Below are 22,850 nucleotides of genomic sequence, written 5' to 3'. Positions count from 1 at the left end.
TTATTGAACCTCTATATGGGCATTTTTCATCGCTTCTAGCAACAGACCATGATATTCGGGTGAAAGTTCCGTTAATGGCAAACGAATATGTCCATTATTGATTAATCCCATTCGATGTGCGGCCCATTTAACCGGGATGGGGTTCGCCTCACAAAATAGCGCACTGAATAACGATTTGATTTCAGCTTCAGCAGCAAGCGCCTTTACGCTATCGCCCTTCAAGGCCGCTTCGCACATCGCTTTAAATTGTTTGGGTACGATATTGTTAGCGACTGAGATGACACCATCGCCGCCTAACTGTAAAAATTCTCTTGATGTGGCATCGTCACCACTGTACAGCTTAAAGTCTTGACCACACAATGCTCTAAGGCGTGCAACTCGGCTCAAATCACCAGTGGCCTCTTTGACCCCAATGATATTAGCAACGTTAACAAGTTCGGCGACCGTTTCTGGTAACATATCCACAGCCGTACGACCGGGTACATTATAAAGGATCTGTGGTATATCGGTCGAAGCCGCTACAGCCTTATAATGGGCAATTAAACCTTTAGGCGTTGGCTTGTTATAATAAGGGGTCACACCAAGCATGGCGGCCACCCCAATCTTGGATTGTGCTTTAGTAAGCTCTATCGCCTCTGCTGTGGCGTTGGCGCCATTCCCGCCAATTACGGGGACTCGTCCAGCGGCAAACTTAACCGTATGAGAGACAACCGCGATATGTTCTGACAGCGGTAAAGTGGCTGATTCGCCAGTGGTGCCTACGGCAACTATCGCATCGGTACCTTGGGCTATGTGGTACTCAACGAGCTTCTCTAGACTTGCATAATCGACTGAGCCATCACTATTCATTGGTGTGATTAAGGCTACAATGCTTCCGTTTATCATGTGACTTCCCCAAGGGTTCAGGACTCGCTATGGTACTGATGCTCACTCGTAAAAACAAGCATAAGTATCTTGAGAATTATTGGAATATATTGTTTCGCTGATCCTAGGCAATTGTCGACTTGATTATTAAGACGGGGATCGCAAAACTGTTAACATGTGTTAGCATAGCGCTCCGCAAAACGTCACCATGTTTAATCGCCGTTTATTTATACAACCAGCACTGTTTTATGGGGGAATTTCATGTCCAATCATCTAGTCGTCACTGCACTGGGTTCTGATAGTCCAGGTATCGTCAGTAAATTTGCACGCCTAGCCAGTGAATGCGACTGTGACATTGTCGACAGCAGAATGGCATTATTTGGAAGTGAATTTACCTTGATCATGATGATTTCGGGTTCTTGGGCATCTATTACCAAAATGGAGACCACCCTGCCAGCATTGAGTGTTGAACTAGGCTTGCTCACTGTGATGAAACGCAGTTCTAAACACGTTGCAGCCAATTATGTCTCACGCCTAGAAGTGACCTTCAACGGCCAAGACCAGCGCGGCACGATGAAGAGCATTACCCAGTTCCTTGCCGATCGCTCACTAGACCTCGCCGCCGTTCGCTCTCATGCAGAAGAAACCAGTGAAGGCCAACCTGTGCAAAATGTTTTTTTAGCCATCAATGTACCTGAGAAAGTGGATATCGATAAACTTGAACTCAGTATCGATGAACTTGCAAAAGAGATGGATCTAACATGCCATATCAAACGTATGCAAGATAAAGAAACACAGATATAAGGAAACATAATGAATACGTTACAACAGGGCGATGTTGCGCCAAACTTCTCATTGCAAAACCAACATGGTGATACCGTATCACTGACCGATTCACTAAAAAATGGGCCTGTACTGGTTTACTTTTACCCTAAGGCATTGACACCAGGGTGCACAGTGCAAGCCTGTGGCTTACGTGACAGCAAAAGTGAGTTAGACAATTTAACCGTTACTGTATTGGGGATTAGTCCAGATCCTGTGGCCAAATTGGGGCGTTTTGCCGATAAACATGAACTTAATTTCTCACTTTTGAGCGATGAAGATCATGCTATCGCCGATGCTTTTGGTGTTTGGGGTGAAAAAAAATTCATGGGTAAAATCTATGACGGTATCCACAGACTCAGTTTTTTAATTGGCCAAGATGGCAAAGTCGCCCATGTGTTTAATAAGTTTAAGACCAAAGAGCACCATGACGTCGTGCTTAATCATATTAAATCTTAACCTGTCAAAACCGTAACAAATTAAAAAGCCAGCGTATAGCTGGCTTTTTACGTTTTACCCCAATCGATATAAGCCAATAAATCATAATGTCATATGACTTAACAGAAAATATCTACAAATCCCTTCTGTCAAACTTAGTACTAATCGTTACAGATAAGGCCAAATTAGCGCAACAGCGATACTCCACATCGTCAAACAAATGAGACGATCGAGATAACACCAAGCTTTCGGTTTTTTAAACAGCGGTGAAAGATACTTTGCTCCAAAGCTTAGGCCAAAAAACCACACAAAAGAGGCTAGCACAGCACCTGCGCCGAACAACGGCCTGTCAGCCCCATCAAATTGGGTACTAATACTGCCAAGCAAAACCACAGTGTCTAAGTAAAGATGCGGGTTTAGTAAGCTTATGCCAAGTGTCGTCAGGACTGCCGCCCGCAATGTATCGCCCTTCAGCTCCGACTCGCTTGACAGTGCTTGGGGAATAAACGATGAATGTAGCGCCCTGGCACCATATACCACTAAAAAAACTGCTCCTCCGATACTGGCAATATCTTTTATCAGTGGAAACGCCAAAATGAGATGCCCAAGTCCAGCAACACCCGCGGTGATCATTAACGCATCAATAAGCGAGCATAATGCAGCGATAGGCAGCGAATGTGAGCGCTTTAACCCTTGTTTTAACACAAAGGCATTTTGGGCTCCCACTGCCATAATCAAACTACCACCAACACCAATCCCCTGAATAAACGCCTGCACAATCTTCTCCCAACACTCGCCCTAAAAAAGTAGAAAGCGAGAATAACCAAAACAGGCAATTAAATATAACTAATGTTTTTAATGTATCATTAGCCTAACTTATAATGTCGACAGGTGATTAGTATGCTAGATCAAGCGCATCTTAAGGCGCTGAGTGTTGTGATCTCAGAAGGTGGATTTGAACGCGCTGCAAAGGTGTTATTTGTTACCCAATCGGCGGTATCGCAACGAATTAAACAGCTGGAAGAGAAAGTCGGCCAAGCCTTAGTGGTAAGATCAACACCAGTGCAAGCAACGCCAATGGGCAAGCGATTACTGCGCCATTTTGCACAAATCCAACTATTAGAAAGCGAGCTCAGCGCCGAAATTGATGCTGACGACCCAAGTTTGCCCACGATTGTTAAAATAGCGGTCAATGCCGACAGTTTGGCGACCTGGTTTTTACCGGCATTGGCCCAACTGTTCAAACGGCATAATTGGTTACTGGAGTTGATAGTTGATGATGAGTCATATACCCATTATCTTCTCAAAACAGGCGAAGCTGTTGGCTGCGTCACCACCACAGCGGTCGCTTTGCCAGGTTGCAGCAGTGAGTACTTGGGCCAAATGGAATACTTATGTGTAGCAACCGATGAGTTCATTGATAAGCATTTTGCAGCAGGCGTTAATAAGCAGAGCTTACTGCAAGCCCCGGCAGTGGTTTTTTCCACTAAAGATAAACTGCATGAAAAATTTCTAGGCGATCATTTCTCAATTGCACCCGGTAGATGGCAACAACACAAGATCCCCTCCTCGGAAAGCTTTTTAGATGCCATCTTATTGGGGATGGGTTATGGTCTTGTGGCACATTTACAAGCTAAGCCACTGCTTGAAAACGGCCGCCTCAGGGCGCTTTGTCCAGAAAAACTGATGGCTGTCCCTCTATACTGGCAACATTGGAACATTAAAGCGAAACAAACCACTTTGGTATATCGCGCCCTAGCCGCAACGGCTAAACAAGCTTTAACCCAATAACAAAAAAGGCGCCTAAGCCGCCTAAGGCGCCTTTTTCATGGGTCATATTTTACGACACCGTATGCTCTTTATTGGGCTTTTCTTCAGATACCTTTGCCGACTGCGGCCATGCATTTATCACGGCTTTGACTAATGATGCGAGTGGAATCGCGAAAAATACTCCCCACACCCCCCACAAACCTCCGAATACAAGCACTGCGGCGATAATGAATACAGGATGTAGGTCCACCGCATCAGAAAACAAAATAGGTACCAATAGGTTGCCATCTAATGCCTGAATGATGCCGTAACCTAACATCAAATAACCAAATTCAGGGCTCACGCCCCACTGAAAGAAAGCCACTAAAGCAATGGGCAAAGTGACCAAGGTAGCGCCAACATAAGGGATCAGCACAGAGAAGCCAGTTAGGACCCCAAGTAATGCTGCGTAGCGCAGATCCATAATCGCAAAGAAGATATAACTAACGGCGCCAATGATGACTATTTCAATGACTTTGCCACGAATATAGTTAAAGATCTGCTGATTCATCTCCAGCCAAACTTTACGGGCTAAATCCCGGTTAGTCGGAATAAACCGCTTGCTGCCCTTAATTAAAAAATCTTTATCTTTCAAAAAGAAAAATACCAGCAGTGGTACTAAAATCGCGTAAACCATTAACACTAATAATGAGGCTGAGTATCCAATTAGCTGCTTACCTAGGTCAAAAATATGTTGGGTATCTAGTAGCTTTTTTAATTCACTGACCATGGTATCGAGCTGAGTCGTACTCATAAATTGTGGATACTGCTCCACATAGCCTTTGATGGTTATAAGACCCTTATCTAACATAGAGGGTAGATCTGAGACTAGTGACACCCCTTGCTTCCAAACGCTCGGCACTAAACCAAAGGTGAGCAGCAGCATTATGCCAATAAAAAGCACTAAGACTAATGATGCACCTGTAGTGCGATTAATCCCCACTTTTACCATTTGCGCCACAGGCCATTCCAGTAAAAAAGCCAAAACCAACGCCACAATCAAGGGAGCCAGCAGCCCACCAGCAAAATAGATAGCCAGAGCAATAGCCACCAAAATAAACACTAATGTGACCGCTTGTGGATCACTAAATCGCTCTTTATACCAACTCGTTAATAAACTAAACATCCACCATTCCCAAATAGGTTTTCGACAAATATTAGGCGTTAGCGGTCTTAACCACAGCCAACACTAACATCTGTTCATCATTACGCAGTTCCTGAATTTGGTACTGCGCTTTTGTTAAAAAACGAGGCACATCACGGCGCGAGCCTGCATCGGCAAGAGAAATCTGAGCCCTTTCCATATCGTCAAGCCCCTTTAAAGCAAGCTTAAGTTTAACTAAGGCTAGCGGGCAACGATAGGCGGTTAAATCAATAAAAGTCATAATGAACTTGCTAAAGACAAACTTGCGCTATTATCCTAAGTCTCAAAGTAAACCACAAGATATCAATCAGTGTTTACGCCAATGACATTAAGGACATAGTAAAATCCGCTTGGCATGGCGATGTTCGGTGAACTAATTCAACTTTAGTTACTCCAATATTTTGTATTGTATCTATCTTCACAGGCTAAGGATTAGTTTGACTAAAATTAAAGCAGCAAAGTCTCTGGTCGCTGGTGCCCTATCACTGGCGTACTTTTCTATTGCACCGATGAGTTTTGCCAACAGCGATCTACCAGACCTTGGCACGGCAGCGGTCAATACCTTCAGTTTAGAAAAAGAGAATACCTATGGGGATGCGTACATGCGTGTCATCCGCTCTTCAGCGCCACTCCTAAATGACCCGGTATTAAATCAATACATGACTGAACTGGGTAATAAGTTGGTGGCCCATGCAACTGGGGTTAAAACCCCCTTTTATTTTTTCCTACTTAGAAATGATGAGATTAATGCTTTCGCATTTTTTGGTGGACATGTTGGCGTACACACTGGGCTTTTTCTTAACGCCGATAATGAAAGTCAACTCGCCTCAGTGATTGGTCACGAGATCACTCACGTTACCCAGCGTCACCTTGCGCGCTCATTAGAAGCCAAGGAAAAGAGTTCAGCGGCGACCATGGCTGGTCTACTTGGGGCAATTTTATTGACGATTGCAGCCCCTCAGGCTGGTATGGCAGCGTTGGCAACCACCCAAGCGTTAGCCACCCAGGCACAAATTAACTACACCCGTTTACATGAGAAAGAAGCCGACCGTATTGGTATGCAAATATTGGTAGATGCCGGATTTGACCCTAATGGCGCAGCAGATTTCTTCGCTAAACTCGCCACTCGGTACCGCTTCACCTCTAAGCCGCCACAAATGCTGCTGACTCATCCATTGCCCGAATCACGTATCGCTGAAGCACGTAACCGCGCAGCACAATATCCTCACAGGTATATACCGGATAATATTGATTTTCAGCTGGCAAAGGCGCGTATTCAGGTACGCTTTTCAAGTTACAGCGAAGAAGCTGCGTTGGCGCTTTTTACCGATAAATTAAAGAAACGTAGTTATGAGTTTAAGCAAGCGGCACAGTATGGCTTAGCGTTGGCGTTACTGAGATCAGAGAAGGAAGCAGAGTCAGAACAGATCATTGATGAGCTGCTTAGTGAAGATCCGAATAACCTATTTTATATCGATACTAAAACAGATCTGTTACTCGCTCGTGGGGAACATAAAGCAGCTATCACCTTATTGGAAAAACAACGTCTGCTTAAACCGACATCGCAAGTCATCAACATCAATTTGGCAAACACCTATATTGAAAATAATCAGGCGTCTAAGGCGATACCGATTTTAGAAGATATGATTTTCCTTGATAGACAGAATCAGTTGCCTTTGCTATTGCTCAGTGATGCGTACCGGAAATCGGGCAACAAGGCGATGGAACATTATGCGAAAGCGGAATCAATGGCCTTGGCAGCTGACTATGATGGGGCAATTGATCAACTTAATTTCGCCTATCGATTATCTGAATCCGATCCATTGCAATTAGCGCGTATCGAAGCTCGGATTCGTCAGTTTAAACAATCGAAACGTGCCATAGAACAGCTTTAACAATTAGTAAGGTGAGCGAACTCTTTGTGACTACGCTCACCTTTTGAAGTATCATGTCGGCACTTTTTAACAACAAGCAGACATCCTATGACTCAAGTAAGCATTATTCATAACCCACGCTGTTCAAAAAGCCGCCAAACTTTGGCGTTACTTGAAGAAAACGCCTGTGATATTCAGATCATCGAATACTTAAAAACACCACTCACTAAGTTGGAATTACGCACCATCATCGAAAAATTGGCCATTTCACCTCGTGCATTGATGCGCACTAAAGAAGATGAGTACAAGGCACAAGGCTTAGCCGATATTCAAGACGACGAGCAGTTATTGCAAGCTATGGTCGACACCCCAAAACTGATTGAGCGACCAATCGTACTCGCTAACGGAAAAGCAGCTATTGGCCGTCCTCCTGAAAGCGTTCTCGCAATTTTATAAGGCTAAGCGTTTTTATGAGCTCAACTTCTCTGTTTAAATTATGCCGTGCTACCTATGTCGCATTACTGTTCCTCATGATAGCTTGGTTTGGTAATCAAGGTTTGACCGGTGAATATTCGATGGTGTTTAGCCTGCTGTGGATTTTACCGCTACTAGCACCGCTTAAAGGTATTTTAACTGGTAATCCTTATACCTATGCGTGGGCAAGCTTTATTGTTTGTCTCTATATGCTGCATGGACTAACTCTGCTGTACGTCACAGACACTGCGCTGATTTTCGCCATTGTCGAAGTCGCCTTGCTGAGTGTGTTGCTGATTGGCTTACCTTTCTATGCGCGGATCCGCGGACGTGAGTTAGGTCTCGGACTCAAGAAACGCAAAGAATAGGCCATTAAAAAGCGCCAGTTGGCGCTTTTTTAATCGTTTCATAGCGCTGTTGTGCCCTACATCAACGCCACCCTTTACACCGATTTATCTCTGCCTGACTACCTGTGATCTAGTTCACATGTTATATTTTAGTAAAGATTACTCGAATCTTAACAAGAACATAAAGACAGCGGAGACAGTGTCAATGAGTAAACCCCTGTATTTAATCCTCTTTTCGGCATTAACACTTACCGCATGTGGTGGTAGTAGCTCTGATAATAGTGGTAACCCAGAAGTCCCCCTCCCCGATCTCGGCCGCTGTAATGTTTCATCAACGCTTAATGTTAACACCACAGATTCAGGGTTAATCTTTTTGACCGAACCTAGTTACCAAGTTGGTCAGCCGAGTACACTTATCGGAAAAATAGGTAACCAAGACAGTCGTCAACATCAATATTTTTGGCAACAGACGGCAGGACCAGCTCTTGAATTAACCAATCAACGCTCTCCCATATTTTCATTTGAAGCCAGCAGTAGTGGAGAATACCAGTTTGAACTCACGGTAACATCTACGGGTCAGACCTATAGCGAGAGTATCCCGATCACTGTGACCGACGAGACTCCGGTGTTACGTCTGCGTAACGACCATCAAGTGGTTCAGGGCAATAATGTCAGCGTACGTATCGATCGCATCAATGGTGAAGTGCCATCAGCATTAAGTTGGTGTGTCGCTGCGGGTCCTAATATCAGTTTGGATCTGTCGAATAACGAACGAGCACTGTTTACGGCGCCTAACGTACCGGCAGATACTGTCAGCATTATTCGTGCAACAGCCCAAGTTGATGGTCAAAGTGTGTCAGACGATGTGCATTTGCTTATCACTAAAGAGGCACCCATTACCTCAACCTTTTTCGAAGAACCCGTCGCACGAACGTTCGCCTATAACAGCGACTCTCCTTACGCACAAACATTACAGCGCTGTGTTTACTCAAACCAGTTAACCAGTCTGTGTAACATCAACCAACTGCCTCTCATTGGACAATTAAACCAAAACTTGGATAATCAATTAATCTTGGATAGAGTTCTGGTGTCCCATCAATGGATGGGAGACAACTTTGCCGAATTTCTCACAAGCCTTGATCCAAACAGCGATTTTGCACGATTGCTGCAATCCGTTACCGCTGTGGTCATTAGCTATGATATCCGCCCCTCTTTTTACTGGGTTGCCACCGGTGCTATCTACCTCGACCCCAATGATTTATGGCTAACTAAATTTGAGCGAGATACCATCAATGAAGCGCCCGATTATCGTAGTGGTTTTGGCAGTGACCTCAATTTTTTAATGCCCTGGCGCTATGTCAAAGATAACCAATACACCTCTTATCTTGTATCAAGAGAACAACGTGTTGACCGCAATTGGCAAGCAGCTGCACCAGACTTTGCGTCATTGCTACTACATGAGTTGGCCCATGCTAATGATTTCTTTCCGCGTAGTAGTCATGCGCTCCTTCAAGGACCCAGACTGTACGACGACTACTTGCGTCGCAGCGATAGCAAGTTATTAGTATCAGATCAACTAGAAGGCGCCTACCCATTAGTCAGCCAAGAGATGTTTAGTCTTGCCGATGTCAGGTTTAGAGGTGAAAGTGCGTCTGAGACACAAAAAAGTTACCAACCCAGTGATATTAGCCAGTTCTTTTCTAATGATAGAGCCAGTGACTTCTATGCCTATTCAACAACACGCGAAGATGCCGCAATGCTATTTGAAGAAGCAATGATGAGTCATCGCTACCAAATTCAGCGAGATGTTGGTGTGACAGATTATCCTGATAATGCAACCGCCAGCAGCATTGTTGTCGACTGGGGGCAACGTGGTCGTATTGGCCAAGTAGAATTGGCCGACCGAGCGGTACTCGTCATTGATCGTATATTGCCAGAGTTGAACGCCCAGCAATGGGTCGCCAACTTACCCGCTCCTATAGCGATGCGAGCCGGTGAAACTTGGCAACAAAACCTATCGCTGACAGCCCAGCAAACCGTGAGTCAAGTCAAAGCAAAACAGTCGAGTCCATCGACGTTACTGTTAGCTGAACCGCCGCTACAATTGAGCGGCGACCGCCATAAGTGAATAGACTAAAAAAAGCGCTGATTAATCAGCGCTTTTTTATAGTCTTAGCATCTCTTTGACAAAAGGAATCGTCAATTTACGTTGATGGACTAACGAGGCTTTATCAAGTCGGTCAAGTACGTCAAATAGTGTTCGAAGATCGCGTGCCAATCGATTGAGCAAAAACCTGCCAACATCTTCAGGCAGCTGGAGCCCCCGCATTGCCGCCCGTCGCTGTAACGCAACCAACTTTTCATCATCTGCCATAGGTTGCAGCTGATAGGTCAAGCCCCACTGCATTCTTGAAATAAGATCCGGCAGAACAAAGCCGCTATCGACCGCAGAAGCACTAGCGCTTACCACTAATGCGCAGTTTTCCTGTTCAGCGACTCGATTGTAAAGGTCAAACAGTGCTTCTTCCCATAATGGATGTCCAGCAATTGCATCAATATCGTCGATGCAAACTAAATCAACTAGCTCTAAACCTTCTAGAAGATCGGTCGAGATGCTCGCATGAATACCAAGGGGTAGATAGAAGCTGTTACGATTAAGTTCGTTAGCATGGGCGCAAGTCGCGTGCATTAAATGTGTACGACCAGACTTTACCGGGCCCCAAACATAAACAGCGTTATTGGCGCTACCATCGGCACAGCCTTGTAAGCTTTGAATAAGCTCATCATTACCTGCTGCCGGATAATAACTGTTGAAGGTTTCATCATCGGGCAGATAGACAGGTAATGACAATTGTAAAGGTGAGTTAGATACCACTAATTATGTCTCAAATTCACTCATAAAATAGAAACGGCAATTGCCGACAAATAGGTGCAGCACCTTATCATCAATTTCCTAACCAAATATAGTTGGTAGATTGAGTCTGTGACACTGGTAACGGATCTAAACTTTCATTCGCTATAGGGCGTTGAACAACCTGTTGCCTGATCTTTGATTCAAGGTTGATCAACCGTTGAAGATCGTCCTCTGAACCAAACAGATCCAGTGAAAACTTTGCCGTCACACCCCGTAATGTCGTCAAAGAGACTCTCTTTACCGCACTTAACTGCTGCAAATACTTTTCGATATCCACAAGTTGTTTACGATCTGTAATGTCGATAAAAGTAATTTGAGTCTGTAATGCCTCACCACTATCCGCGACGGCATATTGGCCCACATAATATTCACTCAATGCCAACAGTATTGCCCCCATCGCGCTATCAGCATCAGCAACTTTACCTTCATCTTGGATTAAAGGCGCGAATAACGGTTCGTCTGATACGCTGGGGTACAACGCCATATTGTAGTTCAATAATCCATCGGCGCTGGGTTCAATGGATGCCATAACAAAGTAGTCGGTGTTATAACGCTGCGATGCGGATGCAACCACATCATTAAACATACCACGTACATCATTTGCAGCGATAACCATAGAATCATCGAGATCCATCAGCGGCAACAACACGGGTAATCCTCTTTGGTTGGCCGTAGCTGTAATCGTTTGACGGCTTTCATCGGTCGATGAGTCATTCAAAATCTTACGACTACCATCAGCATCGAGGCTGAGCCAAATTAGGGTAAGCGGACGCTGCTGGCCCCAGACAGGCAATTGTGCATCACGAAGTAAGCGAATAATTTTTTGATGGTCAAAAGAGGCATGAAGATACTGTTCGCCATCAATCTCTTTATAGCCGTACTGACGAATAAGAGAGGTAGGCTTGTTGATACTCGATGCAATACTCGGTGCCATTAACGCGCTTTGGCTGCCAGAATTCTTCAAGATCACATTTTGCAAAGCCTGTTTTAACGCCTCATTTCTGGTCTTAACCGCCCGGTCTTCGACCTTGACGAAACTTTCATCTAATTGAGACACTTCCGCAGCCATAGCGCTGGTTGTCACCGATAATGCTGCAGCACTTAACAGCAATGAAACTAAAAAAGTCGTCCTGAACATCCGTATAAAATCTATAACCGCAAAGAATGGCGCAAGTGTAACATACTCTCTAAAAACATGCCTTCCCCCGATGTGAGAAGCATGGTGTTTTTTGGCTCGCACGCGAGCGTCTTTAAGTAAATGTGATCGACACAGATGCAAATGTAACAACAAGCAGGTAACATTTAGCGGTTTACCTTAAAAAAGAGAATAATAATGAATCGTTTAGCTATACCCCTACAGGGCGCACAAATGCTGTTTGTCGCCTTCGGTGCATTAGTACTTATGCCCTTACTAACGGGATTAGATACCAATGTAGCACTGTTTACCGCTGGTTTCGGTACCCTACTCTTCCAGTTAGTCACCAAACGTCAAATACCCATTTTTCTAGCCTCATCATTCGCATTTATTGCTCCCATCCTTTATGGCGTCCAGACCTGGGGGATCCCTTCAACCATGGGCGGACTGATGGCGGCCGGTTGTGTGTACATCATCCTAGCCAGTTTGGTGAAGGTTCGTGGCGACGGCTTTATTAAACGTCTGCTTCCACCAGTTGTGGTTGGCCCTGTGATTATAGTCATCGGCCTTGGGCTAGCGCCCGTTGCCGTCAATATGGCATTGGGCAAAAGTGGTGACGGCAGCTTAACTTTAGTAGGCGCTAATCAAGCGTTAATTATCTCACTCGCTTCATTATTGACCACTATCGCGGTGGCTATTTTTGCTAAAGGCATCGCTAAGCTTATGCCAATTCTTGCCGGAATTATTGTTGGCTATGGCCTCAGCCTATCGTTTGGCATTGTCGACTTCTCCCCTGTTGTCAACGCCAGCTGGTTTGCTATCCCCAATTTTGTCGCCCCAGAATTCAATTGGCATGCTATTGCCTTTATGATCCCAGTGGCAATAGCGCCCGCCGTTGAGCATATTGGCGACATCTTGGCGATATCAAATGTCACGGGTAAGGATTATATGAAGAAACCAGGCCTACATCGCACCTTATGCGGTGACGGTGTCGCAACCATTGCTGCCTCCGCGCTAGGTGGGCCACCAAATACCACCTATAGCGAAGTCACGGGCGCTGTAACATTAACAAAGAGTTTTGATCCACGTATTATGACTTGGACCGCTATCACCGCTATTACCCTAGCTTTTGTCGGTAAACTCGGCGCCTTAATGCAGACTATCCCCGTGCCAGTGATGGGAGGGATTATGTGCCTCTTATTTGGTTCTATTGCCGCGGTAGGTTTAAATTCGTTAATCAAGAATCAAGTCGATTTAAGCGAACCTAGAAATCTCTGTATTGTTGGCGTCACGCTTGTATTTGGTATAGGTGGGATGGCTTTTGGTATCGGGTCCTTTAGTCTGACTGGTATCAGCTTATGCGGTATCGTTGCAATTACCATGAATCTACTGCTTCCGTTACCAAAACCGACAACAGAATCAGGGAATCCAAACTGATATAAATTAGTATAAATGAACAAAAAAGCCCTTCTATTGAAGGGCTTTTTTTGGTAAAAAATCGACTTTTAGGCAGCGATTATGCTTGATCTTCGGCCGCAGGATACTTTGCTGCAGTTTCAGAGATAAGCGTTTGTAACTCACCTTTTTGGTACATTTCAGTCAAAATATCACAACCACCAACCAATTCACCTTCAACCCATAACTGTGGGAAGGTTGGCCAGTTTGCATACTTAGGAAGCTCTGAGCGAATATCTGGGTGCTGTAAAATATCAACAAATGCGAATTGCGCACCACAATTGATCATGATCTGTGCAACTTGAGAAGAAAAACCACAGCTCGGTAACTTAGGTGATCCCTTCATATAAACAATGATTGGGTTTTCAGCAATTTGTTGTTTGATCTTTTCTACAGTTTCATTTGTGTCCATGTTTATTCCTAAATATAACAGCTAAACGTCTTAAACAGTTTCGCCTATTGTACGTCAGGTTGGAACAGAACGAAAACCTACTTTTTTCAGGGTTATTTATCTGTTTACTGTATCGATTGCATTAATCGAAAAAATCCACCAAACAATGATTCACATCACAATTTTATCAGGTAGAATGTGGCGCAGTGAGCAAACATATAAAAGACAAATGAATGTCAATGGAGAATACACATGGCTTTTGAATTACCAGCACTTCCTTATGCACAAAACGCGCTCGAGCCCCATATTTCCCAAGAAACCATTGAGTACCATTATGGTAAACATCACAACACGTACGTCGTGAAGTTAAACGGTCTAGTTGAAGGTACTGAACTTGCAGAGAAGAGCCTAGAAGAGATCATTAAGACCTCTACTGGCGGTATTTTCAACAATGCAGCACAAATTTGGAACCACACATTTTACTGGAACTGCCTATCACCAAACGGTGGCGGTGCTGCAACAGGTGAAATCGCAGCTGCTATCGACGCCGCTTTCGGTTCTTTTGATGCGTTTAAAGCTCAGTTCACCGACGCTGCAGTGAACAACTTTGGTAGCGCATGGACTTGGTTAGTTAAGAACGCAGACGGTAGCGTTGCTATCGTTAATACCAGCAATGCCGCTACACCGCTAACAGATGCAGGCGTTACGCCACTGATGACAGTTGACGTGTGGGAGCACGCGTACTACATCGATTACCGTAACGTTCGTCCTGACTATTTAGCACATTTCTGGGAACTCGTTAACTGGGAATTTGTTAACAGCAACTTTGCTGGTTAATCTTAAATTTCGCATTAAAAAGGGAGCCTTATCGGCTCCCTTTTTTATTTCTCACCGACTAATAGATCCAACATTTGTCACCCGCCTGCAGTTGCAATAGTTGCATTTGCAACGTTTTGTTATTGTTTTTATTATGATTTTTCATACTCAGCTCACATTTCCCGTCTATTATTAGAGGTAGGTAACTGATTATCAGTTGCTCCTTAGCACTAATTGTTGGCTTTTCAGGGGGTGGAAAATGGGCATATTTGAGCATTATCAACAACGCTATGAAAAGAAATTAGACGAAGAGTATTCATTGCAAGACTTTCTTGCCATATGTAAAGAGGATCGCATCGCGTATGCATCGGCTGCAGAGCGTTTATTAATCGCAATCGGTGATCCAGAAGTCATCGATACGTCCAAAGATCCAATACTAAGTCGCATCTTTTCTAACAGACTTATCTCACGCTATCCGGCATTCAAAGACTTTTATGGAATGGAAGAAGCGATTGAACAGATAGTCGCATACCTTAAACACTCGGCTCAGGGCTTAGAAGAATCCAAACAGATCCTATATTTGCTTGGGCCTGTCGGCGGAGGTAAATCTTCTCTTGCTGAAAAACTCAAAGCCTTAATGCAGCATGTCCCTATTTATGTGTTAAGTGCCAATGGGGTACGTAGTCCGGTAAACGATCACCCTTTTTGCTTATTCAATCCTGAAGAGGATGGTGAGATTCTCAAAAATGAGTATCAGATACCAGAGCGTTATCTAAAAACTATCATGTCGCCATGGGCTGTTAAACGCTTACATGAATTCGGTGGTGACATTACCCAATTTAAAGTCGTTAAAGTCTACCCTACAATTTTAGATCAAGTGGGTATTGCCAAAACAGAACCAGGTGATGAGAACAATCAGGATATTTCATCTCTTGTCGGTAAAGTCGATATTCGCCAACTCGAACACTTTGCCCAACATGATGCCGACGCATATTCATACTCTGGTGCACTGTGCCGTGCAAACCAAGGTTTAATGGAATTTGTGGAGATGTTTAAGGCCCCGATTAAGGTATTACACCCGTTACTCACAGCTACACAAGAGGGCAACTACAATGGTACAGAAGGCCTTTCTGCACTGCCCTTTAGCGGCATCATTTTGGCTCACTCTAACGAATCAGAATGGACTACTTTTAGAAATAATAAAACTAACGAAGCCTTCTTAGATCGGGTATATATAGTCAAAGTGCCCTATTGTCTTCGCGTCTCAGAGGAGATACAGATCTATGAAAAACTCCTGTTTAATTCTGAGTTATCTCAAGCGCCATGCGCACCATATACCTTAGAAACCCTTGCCCAATTTAGTGTTCTATCACGGATAAAAACACCTGATAACTCTTCTATTTATTCTAAGATGCGAGTTTATGACGGTGAAAGCCTTAAAGACACAGATCCAAAGGCAAAATCCTATCAAGAGTATCGCGATTATGCTGGCGTAGACGAAGGGATGCAGGGATTGTCTACCCGCTTTGCCTTTAAAATCTTATCCAAAGTTTTTAACTTTGACCACAGTGAAATTGCCGCTAACCCAGTCCACTTGTTCTATGTGCTTGAACGTCAAATAGAGCAAGAACAATTCCCAAGTGAAATGGCTGAACGTTATTTAGAGTTTTTAAAAGGTTATTTAACGCCCAAATATATCGAGTTTATCGGAAAAGAGATTCAAACCGCTTACTTAGAGTCCTACTCTGAATATGGGCAAAATATCTTTGACCGTTATGTCACCTACGCTGATTTTTGGATTCAAGATCAGGAGTATCGCGACCCTGAAACTGGCCAATTATTTGACCGAGCAGCACTAAACGCCGAGTTGGAGAAAATAGAGAAGCCAGCAGGGATCAGTAACCCGAAAGATTTTCGTAATGAAATCGTTAATTTCGTCCTGCGTGCACGGGCCAATAACGACGGTTCCAACCCACTTTGGACCAGCTACGAAAAACTGCGTACCGTCATCGAAAAGAAGATGTTCTCCAACACAGAAGATCTTCTGCCCGTTATCTCCTTTAACGCCAAAACCTCTAACGATGATCAACGAAAACACGATGATTTTGTTAATCGAATGATGGAGAAAGGCTACACCAAAAAGCAAGTAAGACTGTTATCTGAGTGGTATTTACGCGTACGTAAATCATCGTGATAGGCAGAGTTTGGGGAGCATGCTCCCCACTAGTCTTTGGGAGGTGCGCATGGCTAATTTTATTGATAGAAGGCTTAATGCAAAAGGAAAGAGTACGGTAAACCGACAACGATTCATCAATCGATATAAGCAACAGATAAAGAAAGCGGTGAGCGATGCGGTAACACGCCGTAGTGTCACTGACGTCGATAAGGGTGAAAAGATTGGTATACCGACTCGAGACATCAGTGAACCCACTTTTCACCAAGGTCGTGGTGGTGTGCGCGAGCGAGTGCATCCCGGGAATGACCAGTTTTCTCGAGGTGATAAAGTCGATCGGCCTCCTCAAGGCGGTGGTCAAGGTAGTGGCCAAGGTGATGCTTCAAACTCAGGAGAAGGCCAAGATGATTTTGTATTCCAAATTTCTAAAGACGAATACTTAGAGCTACTTTTTGAAGATCTTGAACTGCCTAACTTGCAGAATAATCGTTTAAATAAGTTGGTGGAATATCAAACTTATCGCGCTGGATTTACCAATGATGGCGTGCCAGCAAATATCAATATCGTACGCTCTCTGCGCTCTTCGTTGGCGCGGCGAATCGCTATGTCATCATCTAAAAAAGCTAAGTTGGCCGAGCTTCAAGCTGAACTAGAAACACTTGAATCTACTCCAGGCGCACAAGCTGAGAAGATCTTGACGCTCAAACAAGGCATTGAGGAGCTCAAAAAACAGATAGCCAGAGTGCCATTTATTGATACCTTCGACTTGCGCTATAACAACTTTGCCAAGCGTGAAGTCCCCTCATCTCAAGCGGTAATGTTTTGCCTAATGGATGTCTCAGGTTCAATGGACCAAGCCACTAAAGATATGGCGAAACGTTTCTACATCTTGTTATATCTCTTCTTAACACGTACCTATAAAAACTTAGATGTCGTCTATATCCGTCATCATACTCAAGCCAAAGAGGTTGATGAACATGAGTTTTTTTACTCCCAAGAAACTGGAGGCACTATTGTATCCAGTGCTTTAAAATTAATGCATGAGATTCAAAAAGAGCGCTACCCTGAGAACGAATGGAATATCTACGCCGCCCAAGCCTCGGATGGCGACAATTGGGCCGATGACTCGCCGACTTGTCGAGAACTATTAGAAAAAAAATTGTTACCTGTGGTGCGCTATTTTAGCTACATCGAGATCACAAACCGCGCACACCAAACCCTATGGCGTGAGTATGAAGCCTTACAGAAAGTCCATGACAATATTGCAGTACAGCACATCAAACAAGCAGAAGATATCTATCCGGTATTTAGGGATCTCTTTAAGAAACAAGCAGTATAGGGGGCGCTATGGAATCGAATAAAAACAAAGTGCTAGATGATGGGCCGGATTGGACCTTTGACCTTTTACAGTCCTATTTGACCGAAATTGAACGAGTTGCAGCCCACTATCGTCTTGATAGCTATCAAAATCAAATCGAAGTGATCACAGCAGAACAGATGATGGATGCCTACGCCGGCATAGGAATGCCCATTGGTTACACACATTGGTCGTTTGGCAAAAAATTTATCGAGACAGAACAAGGCTATAAACGCGGCCAAATGGGTTTGGCTTATGAAATTGTCATTAACTCAGATCCCTGTATAGCCTATCTTATGGAAGAAAACACCATCACAATGCAGGCACTAGTAATGGCTCACGCCTGTTTTGGTCACAATAGCTTTTTCAAAGGCAATTACTTATTTAAAACTTGGACCGATGCCACCTCAATTATTGATTATTTGGTATTTGCTAAAAATTATATCAGAGAATGTGAAGAACGTTTTGGCGCCGAGCAAGTGGAACTGATCATAGACTCTTGTCATGCGCTCATGAGTTACGGAGTTGACCGTTACAAACGCCCCAGTGAGATCTCGTTAAAAGAGGAGAAAGTACGCCAAAAAGAGCGCGAAGAATATCTTCAAAGCCAAGTGAATGACCTCTGGCGCACAATTCCTTTATCGCCAGCCGCTTCCAATGAAAAGCATGTAAGCCATTTCCCCGCAGAGCCACAAGAAAATATTCTCTATTTTATTGAGAAACATGCCCCCTTGCTTGAACCCTGGCAGCGTGAAATCGTGCGTATTGTCAGAAAAATGGGGCAATACTTCTATCCGCAAAAACAAACCCAGGTGATGAATGAAGGTTGGGCAACATTTTGGCACTACACCATTCTCAATCACCTTTACGATGATGGCTTAGTGAGCGATCGATTTATGATCGAATTTCTTAAAAATCACACCAATGTTGTCGCACAGCCGAGCTATAACAGCCCCTATTATAGCGGTATAAACCCCTACGCCTTAGGTTTTAATATGTTTGTCGATATTCGCAGGATCTGCGAACACCCTACCGAAGAGGATAAACGTTGGTTTCCTGATATTGCAGGTAGTAATTGGCTCGACACGCTGCACTTTGCCATGGAAAACTTTAAAGATGAAAGTTTTATTAGCCAATACTTGTCGCCGACCATTATTCGCCAGTTTAAGTTGTTTAGTATTTTAGATGACGACAGAAAAAACTATCTCTCTGTCTCCGCGATTCATGATGACCAAGGCTACCAAGAGATCCGTCACGCACTATCACAACAATATAATCTTTCAAATCTTGAGCCCAATATTCAGGTGCAAGATGTTGCTGTGACAGGCGATCGCTCTCTTACCTTACGCCATGTCCCCAATGACCGTATTCCATTGGATGAAAGCTGTAATGAAGTATTAAAGCATCTGCACCGGCTTTGGGGGTTCGATGTGACATTAGAGGAGGTTAACGAAACTGGTGAGACCAAAATCATAGCCCAATGTCCAGACAAGCAATCTGAAGATAAACCATGATTTTCGAATATAAAAAAAGCGCCATATAGGCGCTTTTCTATTTCAATTCGCTATTAAGCGAAAGTGAAATCCACGTGCTCAACTTGTGGCTTGAACGCGTGACGTTGTAGTGCTTGAACACGAACTTTAACTTCTTTATCGCCTTCTAGAACGATAGTGATATCTGAGCTGTAGAAATCTTCGTTAGCTTGGATATTGATGATGTTTTTGTGTTCGAATTCAATAGAAATTGGTTCTTTGCCCGCACCGTAGATAACAGCAGGAACTTTACCAGCATGACGTAGGCGGCGGCTCGAACCTTTCCCAACTGCAGTGCGGGTTTGTGCGGCGATTGTATAAGACATAATAGACTCACTTATTAAAAATAATTTTAGGTGGTCATCATTTTCGACCAATGATGACCTCATTTAAAGCGAGCGAATACTAGCACATCAATCTTAAGTACACAAATAATACACGACAATGGCTTACCAACTTCTTACCGGCCCAGTATCCACGTGCACAAAGCCCGAATTAGGATAATAGCCAACACCGCCAAGTTTAAGTGAAATGGCCGCATCACGAAGATCTTTAAGGTTCACATCGGGTATCGCAATATCCATTGCCATCCCTTTCATATGATAACTCTTCTTAGCCACGCCATTGCTACGATTGGCAAGCATCTGGTTAGTCTTTGGCGATCGATAGCCAGAGATAACATGATACTCTTTATCAAGATTAAGTGTTTGTTTTAGCGAAAACAAAAGGTCAAACAAGCGCCTATCCATTGGCGCCGCTTCATTTTGTCTATGATCGCGCAGAATATGATCAAAATCAGATAGGGTATTATTTTGGTAATCCCCATCAACCCAATAGCTTCCTTGCCCACGTTCCCCTGTATGTCTATTGTAAAAGCCCAAACTACGAACACCAGTTGTAGAACGACTTGCATATACTTTTGCAGGAACCATTGAAAACATCGCAACGCCACCTAGGCCTAACATCAACTGCCTACGTGCAGGACAAACTATTGTCAAATCAATACCACCGACTACTTTTTAAACAAAACAGCCAACAAACTAAACTGAAATGCAAACAAGATCAAGTGATGATTGTGCAGGAGTCCCTTAAGGTACCTGGGTTTGCGCGCGTATTGTGTTGCTGTTTAACTGATTAGTACGTTGATTTTTATTGTATATATCGTCACGATATTGAGGCGTGTTTTGTCTGTCTAGCCATGATGTCCAATAGACTAGATGTAACGGAAGTTTCTCATCGAACGCAAACCACTGAGTCTTGGTTCGCTCAATTTGCATGTCAACCCAAGTCTGCTTATCCCTTACCAAATGAGACGCCATCCAGTTGGCTAATTGTTCAACTTTCTCAACCCGAATACAGCCAGAAGATAGCGCTCTAATGTCTTTAGCAAAAAGATGTTTATCTGTCGTATCATGCAGATAAATATTATATTGATTAGCAAAGAAAAACTTGTATCTTCCTAGTGTATTACTCTCACCAGGTTTCTGCACTAACCGATAGTGAAATGGCCCCTTAGCGATATCTCGCCACTCCTCATCGGATTTAGTCACTTTCTCCCCAGAATAGTCGAACACTTCAAAATCTCTAGCCGTAATGTAACTACCATCTTCTCTTACTTTAGGTAACAGGTCGTATTTAAGTAATCGTCTTGGCACGCGCCAGCTGGGATTAAGCACTAAGTTACTCACTTGACCTTTTATCAATGGCGTTTGTCGATAGGGTTTGCCAACAATCACTTTAGAGCTTAGTGCTATGTTGCCGTGATCGACCAATACCATTTGGTACTCTGGAATATTAATGAGTAAGTAGGTTGGTTCGACACTGGCAAGATAGCGATGCTGCTCAACAAAGTTGCTGGCTAACGCTTGGGCCCGCCTAAAAGGACTCCAGTTTAACCACCTCACAGTCGCAGGCCCAATAATACCATCCTGTTTTAATCCATGACGTCGTTGAAACCGAAGAACGGCTTGGTGCAATGATTCCGTAAATGTTCGACTGTCAGTATCTGCTTGAGGGTGATCGCCCAATAAGTTGAGCCTTTTTGAGATCATTGGAATATCGATATGCTGGTCGCCTAAATGTAACCAAACTCCTGGTGCAATCGCTGGCCAAGCCTGGTTTTCTTCCAACCATAGTAAATACTTCAGACGGTTACTTACTTGTAAATAGTTATCGACCTGCGGCTCTGTAGCAAGGGCTTGAGTGTAGGGGTCTTGAAAATGAACTTGTGAGTCAAATCGCGTTTCGATGGCATTATTCTGCCAAAACCCTGCGATAGTAGCACTGGCTTGTTGAATACTCTCAGGGGAGCTTGAAGCCAGCTCTATTTTTAGTTGGCGCATCTCGTCATTGGGGCTCGCTAGCAAAATAAAATCGAGCTGGTTTAACAGCAGTTTATTTGCAGCGGCCAACCGCTCATCACCCGTTGACGTAAAGCTGACGAGCAACACCAAACTTAAAATCATCCATCGCACCATAAATCCTCCTAGATATATTATGGTGCATAGATTCAATTCTGGCCTAGACAACTAAAGATGTATTTTAGAAGTCAGTCAACTATCTCTGTTTATACAAAAACTTAAGATTTTAGCCAAGTGTTACACGGCTAATGATAGTTTTCCCTGTATAAGGGTAGTAACTGAGTTGCCAATTCTTGGCTCCTTTAGTGCGATCATCAGCAATATAGTTAAAGTAGCAACGCGTACCTGGATCGGAAACTAGGCCACCTGAGTACCAATAGATGATATCTGTATCACCACCAAAAGAGGCATCCTCGTGCCGGGCTAGCTTAAAGTCGTCATTATCTAATAACCCTTGCCAAAGTTGTCTACAAAAATCACCTTGAAGCTGTTGACCGTTACTTCCAGATCCTTGTGTATCACGACCGAGTGGGAAACCTGTAACCGTTGAGTCGATATCACCTTCACCAAAGCAAGCGAGATCTGTCACTGCACCGACTGCCCCTGCCGTTAACCAACAACTATGATAAAGCGAGGCCGCCGTACTAAATGATCCAAACGCACTTTTTGCGACACTGTCATGAGCATCTTGTCCGAGGTTGATAAAGCGAGGCAGAGCAACAATCGCCAAGATGGCGAGAATAACAATAACGACAACTAACTCGATAAGGGTAAAACCATTTCTCTTATACAAGGCCATAGAACCCACGTCACTAACAAAGATATACATTATACGCCAAATGAGTTGGATTGGGCAGTTAAGTTAACCAGCAAAGCGCTAATAACAAACATCCATTAAGGCTACTATTACTCATCGTGGCAACCAACAAAAAAGCCTCAACATAC

General features: G+C 43.9%; 23 protein-coding genes. 12 read left to right on the top strand and 11 right to left on the bottom strand.

Going from position 1 to position 22,850, the window contains the following annotated elements; all coding sequences use genetic code 11:
- Entirely contained in the window at positions 1-885 is an 885-nt protein-coding gene (dapA, locus tag BEL05_RS19820; protein WP_069672163.1) for a 4-hydroxy-tetrahydrodipicolinate synthase, read from the bottom strand.
- Between the two features lie 240 nt (positions 886-1,125).
- On the opposite strand from dapA, the gene BEL05_RS19815 reads away from it, so the two are divergent.
- A complete protein-coding gene (locus tag BEL05_RS19815; protein ID WP_028761967.1) occupies positions 1,126-1,668 on the top strand; it encodes a glycine cleavage system transcriptional repressor in 543 nt (180 codons plus the stop codon).
- A gap of 9 nt (positions 1,669-1,677) precedes the next feature.
- A complete protein-coding gene (gene bcp, locus BEL05_RS19810) occupies positions 1,678-2,145 on the top strand; it encodes a thioredoxin-dependent thiol peroxidase (RefSeq protein WP_028761968.1) in 468 nt (155 codons plus the stop codon).
- A 147-nt stretch (positions 2,146-2,292) separates the two neighbouring features.
- Here the strand turns inward: bcp and BEL05_RS19805 are convergent, their stop codons facing one another.
- Positions 2,293-2,904, bottom strand: coding sequence for a LysE/ArgO family amino acid transporter (locus tag BEL05_RS19805; protein ID WP_175427359.1), 612 nt, complete (start codon positions 2,902-2,904; stop codon positions 2,293-2,295).
- A gap of 120 nt (positions 2,905-3,024) precedes the next feature.
- Here BEL05_RS19805 and BEL05_RS19800 point away from each other — a divergent pair, with 120 nt between their 5' ends.
- Positions 3,025-3,915 (top strand): LysR family transcriptional regulator ArgP, encoded by an 891-nt coding sequence (locus BEL05_RS19800; RefSeq protein ID WP_069672161.1) that lies wholly within the window; start codon positions 3,025-3,027, stop codon positions 3,913-3,915.
- A gap of 49 nt (positions 3,916-3,964) precedes the next feature.
- On the opposite strand, the gene BEL05_RS19795 is transcribed toward BEL05_RS19800, so the two are convergent.
- Positions 3,965-5,059 (bottom strand): AI-2E family transporter, encoded by a 1,095-nt coding sequence (locus BEL05_RS19795; protein ID WP_028761971.1) that lies wholly within the window; start codon positions 5,057-5,059, stop codon positions 3,965-3,967.
- A 31-nt stretch (positions 5,060-5,090) separates the two neighbouring features.
- A complete protein-coding gene (locus BEL05_RS19790) occupies positions 5,091-5,318 on the bottom strand; it encodes a sulfurtransferase TusA family protein (protein ID WP_028761972.1) in 228 nt (75 codons plus the stop codon).
- A gap of 196 nt (positions 5,319-5,514) precedes the next feature.
- On the opposite strand from BEL05_RS19790, the gene bepA reads away from it, so the two are divergent.
- The 4 genes from bepA to BEL05_RS19770 all read left to right on the top strand — a co-directional run bounded on the left by bepA (position 5,515) and on the right by BEL05_RS19770 (position 9,900).
- A complete protein-coding gene (gene bepA / locus BEL05_RS19785) occupies positions 5,515-6,972 on the top strand; it encodes a beta-barrel assembly-enhancing protease (RefSeq protein ID WP_069672160.1) in 1,458 nt (485 codons plus the stop codon).
- A gap of 87 nt (positions 6,973-7,059) precedes the next feature.
- Complete coding sequence (arsC, locus tag BEL05_RS19780) at positions 7,060-7,407, top strand: arsenate reductase (glutaredoxin) (RefSeq protein ID WP_028761974.1); 348 nt, start codon at positions 7,060-7,062, stop codon at positions 7,405-7,407.
- 14 nt (positions 7,408-7,421) lie between these two features.
- The gene (locus tag BEL05_RS19775) at positions 7,422-7,793 is read left to right on the top strand and encodes a DUF2069 domain-containing protein (RefSeq protein WP_069672159.1); all 372 of its coding nucleotides are present in this window, start codon (positions 7,422-7,424) and stop codon (positions 7,791-7,793) included.
- 184 nt (positions 7,794-7,977) lie between these two features.
- A complete protein-coding gene (locus tag BEL05_RS19770; RefSeq protein ID WP_245687035.1) occupies positions 7,978-9,900 on the top strand; it encodes a PKD domain-containing protein in 1,923 nt (640 codons plus the stop codon).
- A 36-nt stretch (positions 9,901-9,936) separates the two neighbouring features.
- Here the strand turns inward: BEL05_RS19770 and hda are convergent, their stop codons facing one another.
- Both hda and BEL05_RS19760 read right to left on the bottom strand, forming a co-directional pair.
- Positions 9,937-10,647 carry a DnaA inactivator Hda gene (gene hda / locus BEL05_RS19765; protein WP_028761976.1) on the bottom strand — a complete coding sequence of 237 codons (711 nt, stop codon included), beginning with the start codon at positions 10,645-10,647 and terminating at the stop codon, positions 9,937-9,939.
- Between the two features lie 70 nt (positions 10,648-10,717).
- Complete coding sequence (locus BEL05_RS19760) at positions 10,718-11,824, bottom strand: DUF2066 domain-containing protein (protein WP_028761977.1); 1,107 nt, start codon at positions 11,822-11,824, stop codon at positions 10,718-10,720.
- Positions 11,825-12,019: 195 nt separating this feature from the next.
- On the opposite strand from BEL05_RS19760, the gene BEL05_RS19755 reads away from it, so the two are divergent.
- Positions 12,020-13,258, top strand: coding sequence for a uracil-xanthine permease family protein (locus tag BEL05_RS19755; protein ID WP_069672157.1), 1,239 nt, complete (start codon positions 12,020-12,022; stop codon positions 13,256-13,258).
- A gap of 79 nt (positions 13,259-13,337) precedes the next feature.
- Here the strand turns inward: BEL05_RS19755 and grxD are convergent, their stop codons facing one another.
- Positions 13,338-13,688, bottom strand: a complete 351-nt coding sequence (gene grxD / locus BEL05_RS19750) for a Grx4 family monothiol glutaredoxin (protein WP_028761979.1) — start codon at positions 13,686-13,688, stop codon at positions 13,338-13,340.
- Positions 13,689-13,919: 231 nt separating this feature from the next.
- Here grxD and sodB point away from each other — a divergent pair, with 231 nt between their 5' ends.
- The 4 genes from sodB (at position 13,920) to BEL05_RS19730 (ending at position 19,527) form a co-directional block, all read left to right on the top strand.
- Positions 13,920-14,504 carry a superoxide dismutase [Fe] gene (sodB, locus tag BEL05_RS19745; RefSeq protein ID WP_028761980.1) on the top strand — a complete coding sequence of 195 codons (585 nt, stop codon included), beginning with the start codon at positions 13,920-13,922 and terminating at the stop codon, positions 14,502-14,504.
- Positions 14,505-14,742: 238 nt separating this feature from the next.
- A complete protein-coding gene (locus BEL05_RS19740; RefSeq protein WP_069672156.1) occupies positions 14,743-16,677 on the top strand; it encodes a PrkA family serine protein kinase in 1,935 nt (644 codons plus the stop codon).
- A gap of 49 nt (positions 16,678-16,726) precedes the next feature.
- Positions 16,727-17,995 carry a YeaH/YhbH family protein gene (locus BEL05_RS19735; protein WP_028761983.1) on the top strand — a complete coding sequence of 423 codons (1,269 nt, stop codon included), beginning with the start codon at positions 16,727-16,729 and terminating at the stop codon, positions 17,993-17,995.
- A gap of 8 nt (positions 17,996-18,003) precedes the next feature.
- Positions 18,004-19,527, top strand: coding sequence for a SpoVR family protein (locus BEL05_RS19730; RefSeq protein WP_028761984.1), 1,524 nt, complete (start codon positions 18,004-18,006; stop codon positions 19,525-19,527).
- Between the two features lie 53 nt (positions 19,528-19,580).
- Here BEL05_RS19730 and rplY read toward each other — a convergent pair whose 3' ends face one another.
- The 4 genes from rplY to BEL05_RS19710 form a co-directional block, all read right to left on the bottom strand.
- The gene (gene rplY / locus BEL05_RS19725) at positions 19,581-19,871 is read right to left on the bottom strand and encodes a 50S ribosomal protein L25 (RefSeq protein ID WP_028761985.1); all 291 of its coding nucleotides are present in this window, start codon (positions 19,869-19,871) and stop codon (positions 19,581-19,583) included.
- Positions 19,872-19,994: 123 nt separating this feature from the next.
- Positions 19,995-20,543 (bottom strand): peptidoglycan L,D-endopeptidase MepK, encoded by a 549-nt coding sequence (gene mepK / locus BEL05_RS19720; protein WP_028761986.1) that lies wholly within the window; start codon positions 20,541-20,543, stop codon positions 19,995-19,997.
- A gap of 90 nt (positions 20,544-20,633) precedes the next feature.
- Entirely contained in the window at positions 20,634-22,022 is a 1,389-nt protein-coding gene (locus BEL05_RS19715; RefSeq protein ID WP_069672155.1) for a L,D-transpeptidase family protein, read from the bottom strand.
- 109 nt (positions 22,023-22,131) lie between these two features.
- On the bottom strand, positions 22,132-22,734 hold the full coding sequence (locus BEL05_RS19710; RefSeq protein ID WP_281179915.1) for a type II secretion system protein: 603 nt from the start codon (positions 22,732-22,734) through the stop codon (positions 22,132-22,134).
- Positions 22,735-22,850: the final 116 nt, after the last annotated feature.

It is taken from the genome of Shewanella colwelliana (assembly GCF_001735525.1).
In the GTDB taxonomy this organism is placed as follows: Bacteria; Pseudomonadota; Gammaproteobacteria; order Enterobacterales; family Shewanellaceae; genus Shewanella; species Shewanella colwelliana.
The sequence above is the reverse complement of the archived record's forward strand: the minus strand, read 5'-3'. Positions and strand labels throughout refer to the sequence as shown.

What these genes read in the sequence shown, in the direction of transcription:
- BEL05_RS19815 (WP_028761967.1), top strand. Translation starts at nt 1,126, where the DNA reads ATGTCCAATCATCTAGTCGTCACTGCACTGGGTTCTGATAGTCCAGGT.
- arsC (WP_028761974.1), top strand. Translation starts at nt 7,060, where the DNA reads ATGACTCAAGTAAGCATTATTCATAACCCACGCTGTTCAAAAAGCCGC.
- sodB (WP_028761980.1), top strand. Translation starts at nt 13,920, where the DNA reads ATGGCTTTTGAATTACCAGCACTTCCTTATGCACAAAACGCGCTCGAG.
- BEL05_RS19770 (WP_245687035.1), top strand. Translation starts at nt 7,978, where the DNA reads ATGAGTAAACCCCTGTATTTAATCCTCTTTTCGGCATTAACACTTACC.
- BEL05_RS19710 (WP_281179915.1), bottom strand. Translation starts at nt 22,734, where the DNA reads ATGTATATCTTTGTTAGTGACGTGGGTTCTATGGCCTTGTATAAGAGA.
- bcp (WP_028761968.1), top strand. Translation starts at nt 1,678, where the DNA reads ATGAATACGTTACAACAGGGCGATGTTGCGCCAAACTTCTCATTGCAA.
- grxD (WP_028761979.1), bottom strand. Translation starts at nt 13,688, where the DNA reads ATGGACACAAATGAAACTGTAGAAAAGATCAAACAACAAATTGCTGAA.
- BEL05_RS19755 (WP_069672157.1), top strand. Translation starts at nt 12,020, where the DNA reads ATGAATCGTTTAGCTATACCCCTACAGGGCGCACAAATGCTGTTTGTC.
- BEL05_RS19790 (WP_028761972.1), bottom strand. Translation starts at nt 5,318, where the DNA reads ATGACTTTTATTGATTTAACCGCCTATCGTTGCCCGCTAGCCTTAGTT.
- BEL05_RS19775 (WP_069672159.1), top strand. Translation starts at nt 7,422, where the DNA reads ATGAGCTCAACTTCTCTGTTTAAATTATGCCGTGCTACCTATGTCGCA.
- dapA (WP_069672163.1), bottom strand. Translation starts at nt 885, where the DNA reads ATGATAAACGGAAGCATTGTAGCCTTAATCACACCAATGAATAGTGAT.
- BEL05_RS19735 (WP_028761983.1), top strand. Translation starts at nt 16,727, where the DNA reads ATGGCTAATTTTATTGATAGAAGGCTTAATGCAAAAGGAAAGAGTACG.
- BEL05_RS19730 (WP_028761984.1), top strand. Translation starts at nt 18,004, where the DNA reads ATGGAATCGAATAAAAACAAAGTGCTAGATGATGGGCCGGATTGGACC.
- BEL05_RS19715 (WP_069672155.1), bottom strand. Translation starts at nt 22,022, where the DNA reads ATGGTGCGATGGATGATTTTAAGTTTGGTGTTGCTCGTCAGCTTTACG.
- BEL05_RS19760 (WP_028761977.1), bottom strand. Translation starts at nt 11,824, where the DNA reads ATGTTCAGGACGACTTTTTTAGTTTCATTGCTGTTAAGTGCTGCAGCA.
- BEL05_RS19795 (WP_028761971.1), bottom strand. Translation starts at nt 5,059, where the DNA reads ATGTTTAGTTTATTAACGAGTTGGTATAAAGAGCGATTTAGTGATCCA.
- BEL05_RS19740 (WP_069672156.1), top strand. Translation starts at nt 14,743, where the DNA reads ATGGGCATATTTGAGCATTATCAACAACGCTATGAAAAGAAATTAGAC.
- BEL05_RS19800 (WP_069672161.1), top strand. Translation starts at nt 3,025, where the DNA reads ATGCTAGATCAAGCGCATCTTAAGGCGCTGAGTGTTGTGATCTCAGAA.
- rplY (WP_028761985.1), bottom strand. Translation starts at nt 19,871, where the DNA reads ATGTCTTATACAATCGCCGCACAAACCCGCACTGCAGTTGGGAAAGGT.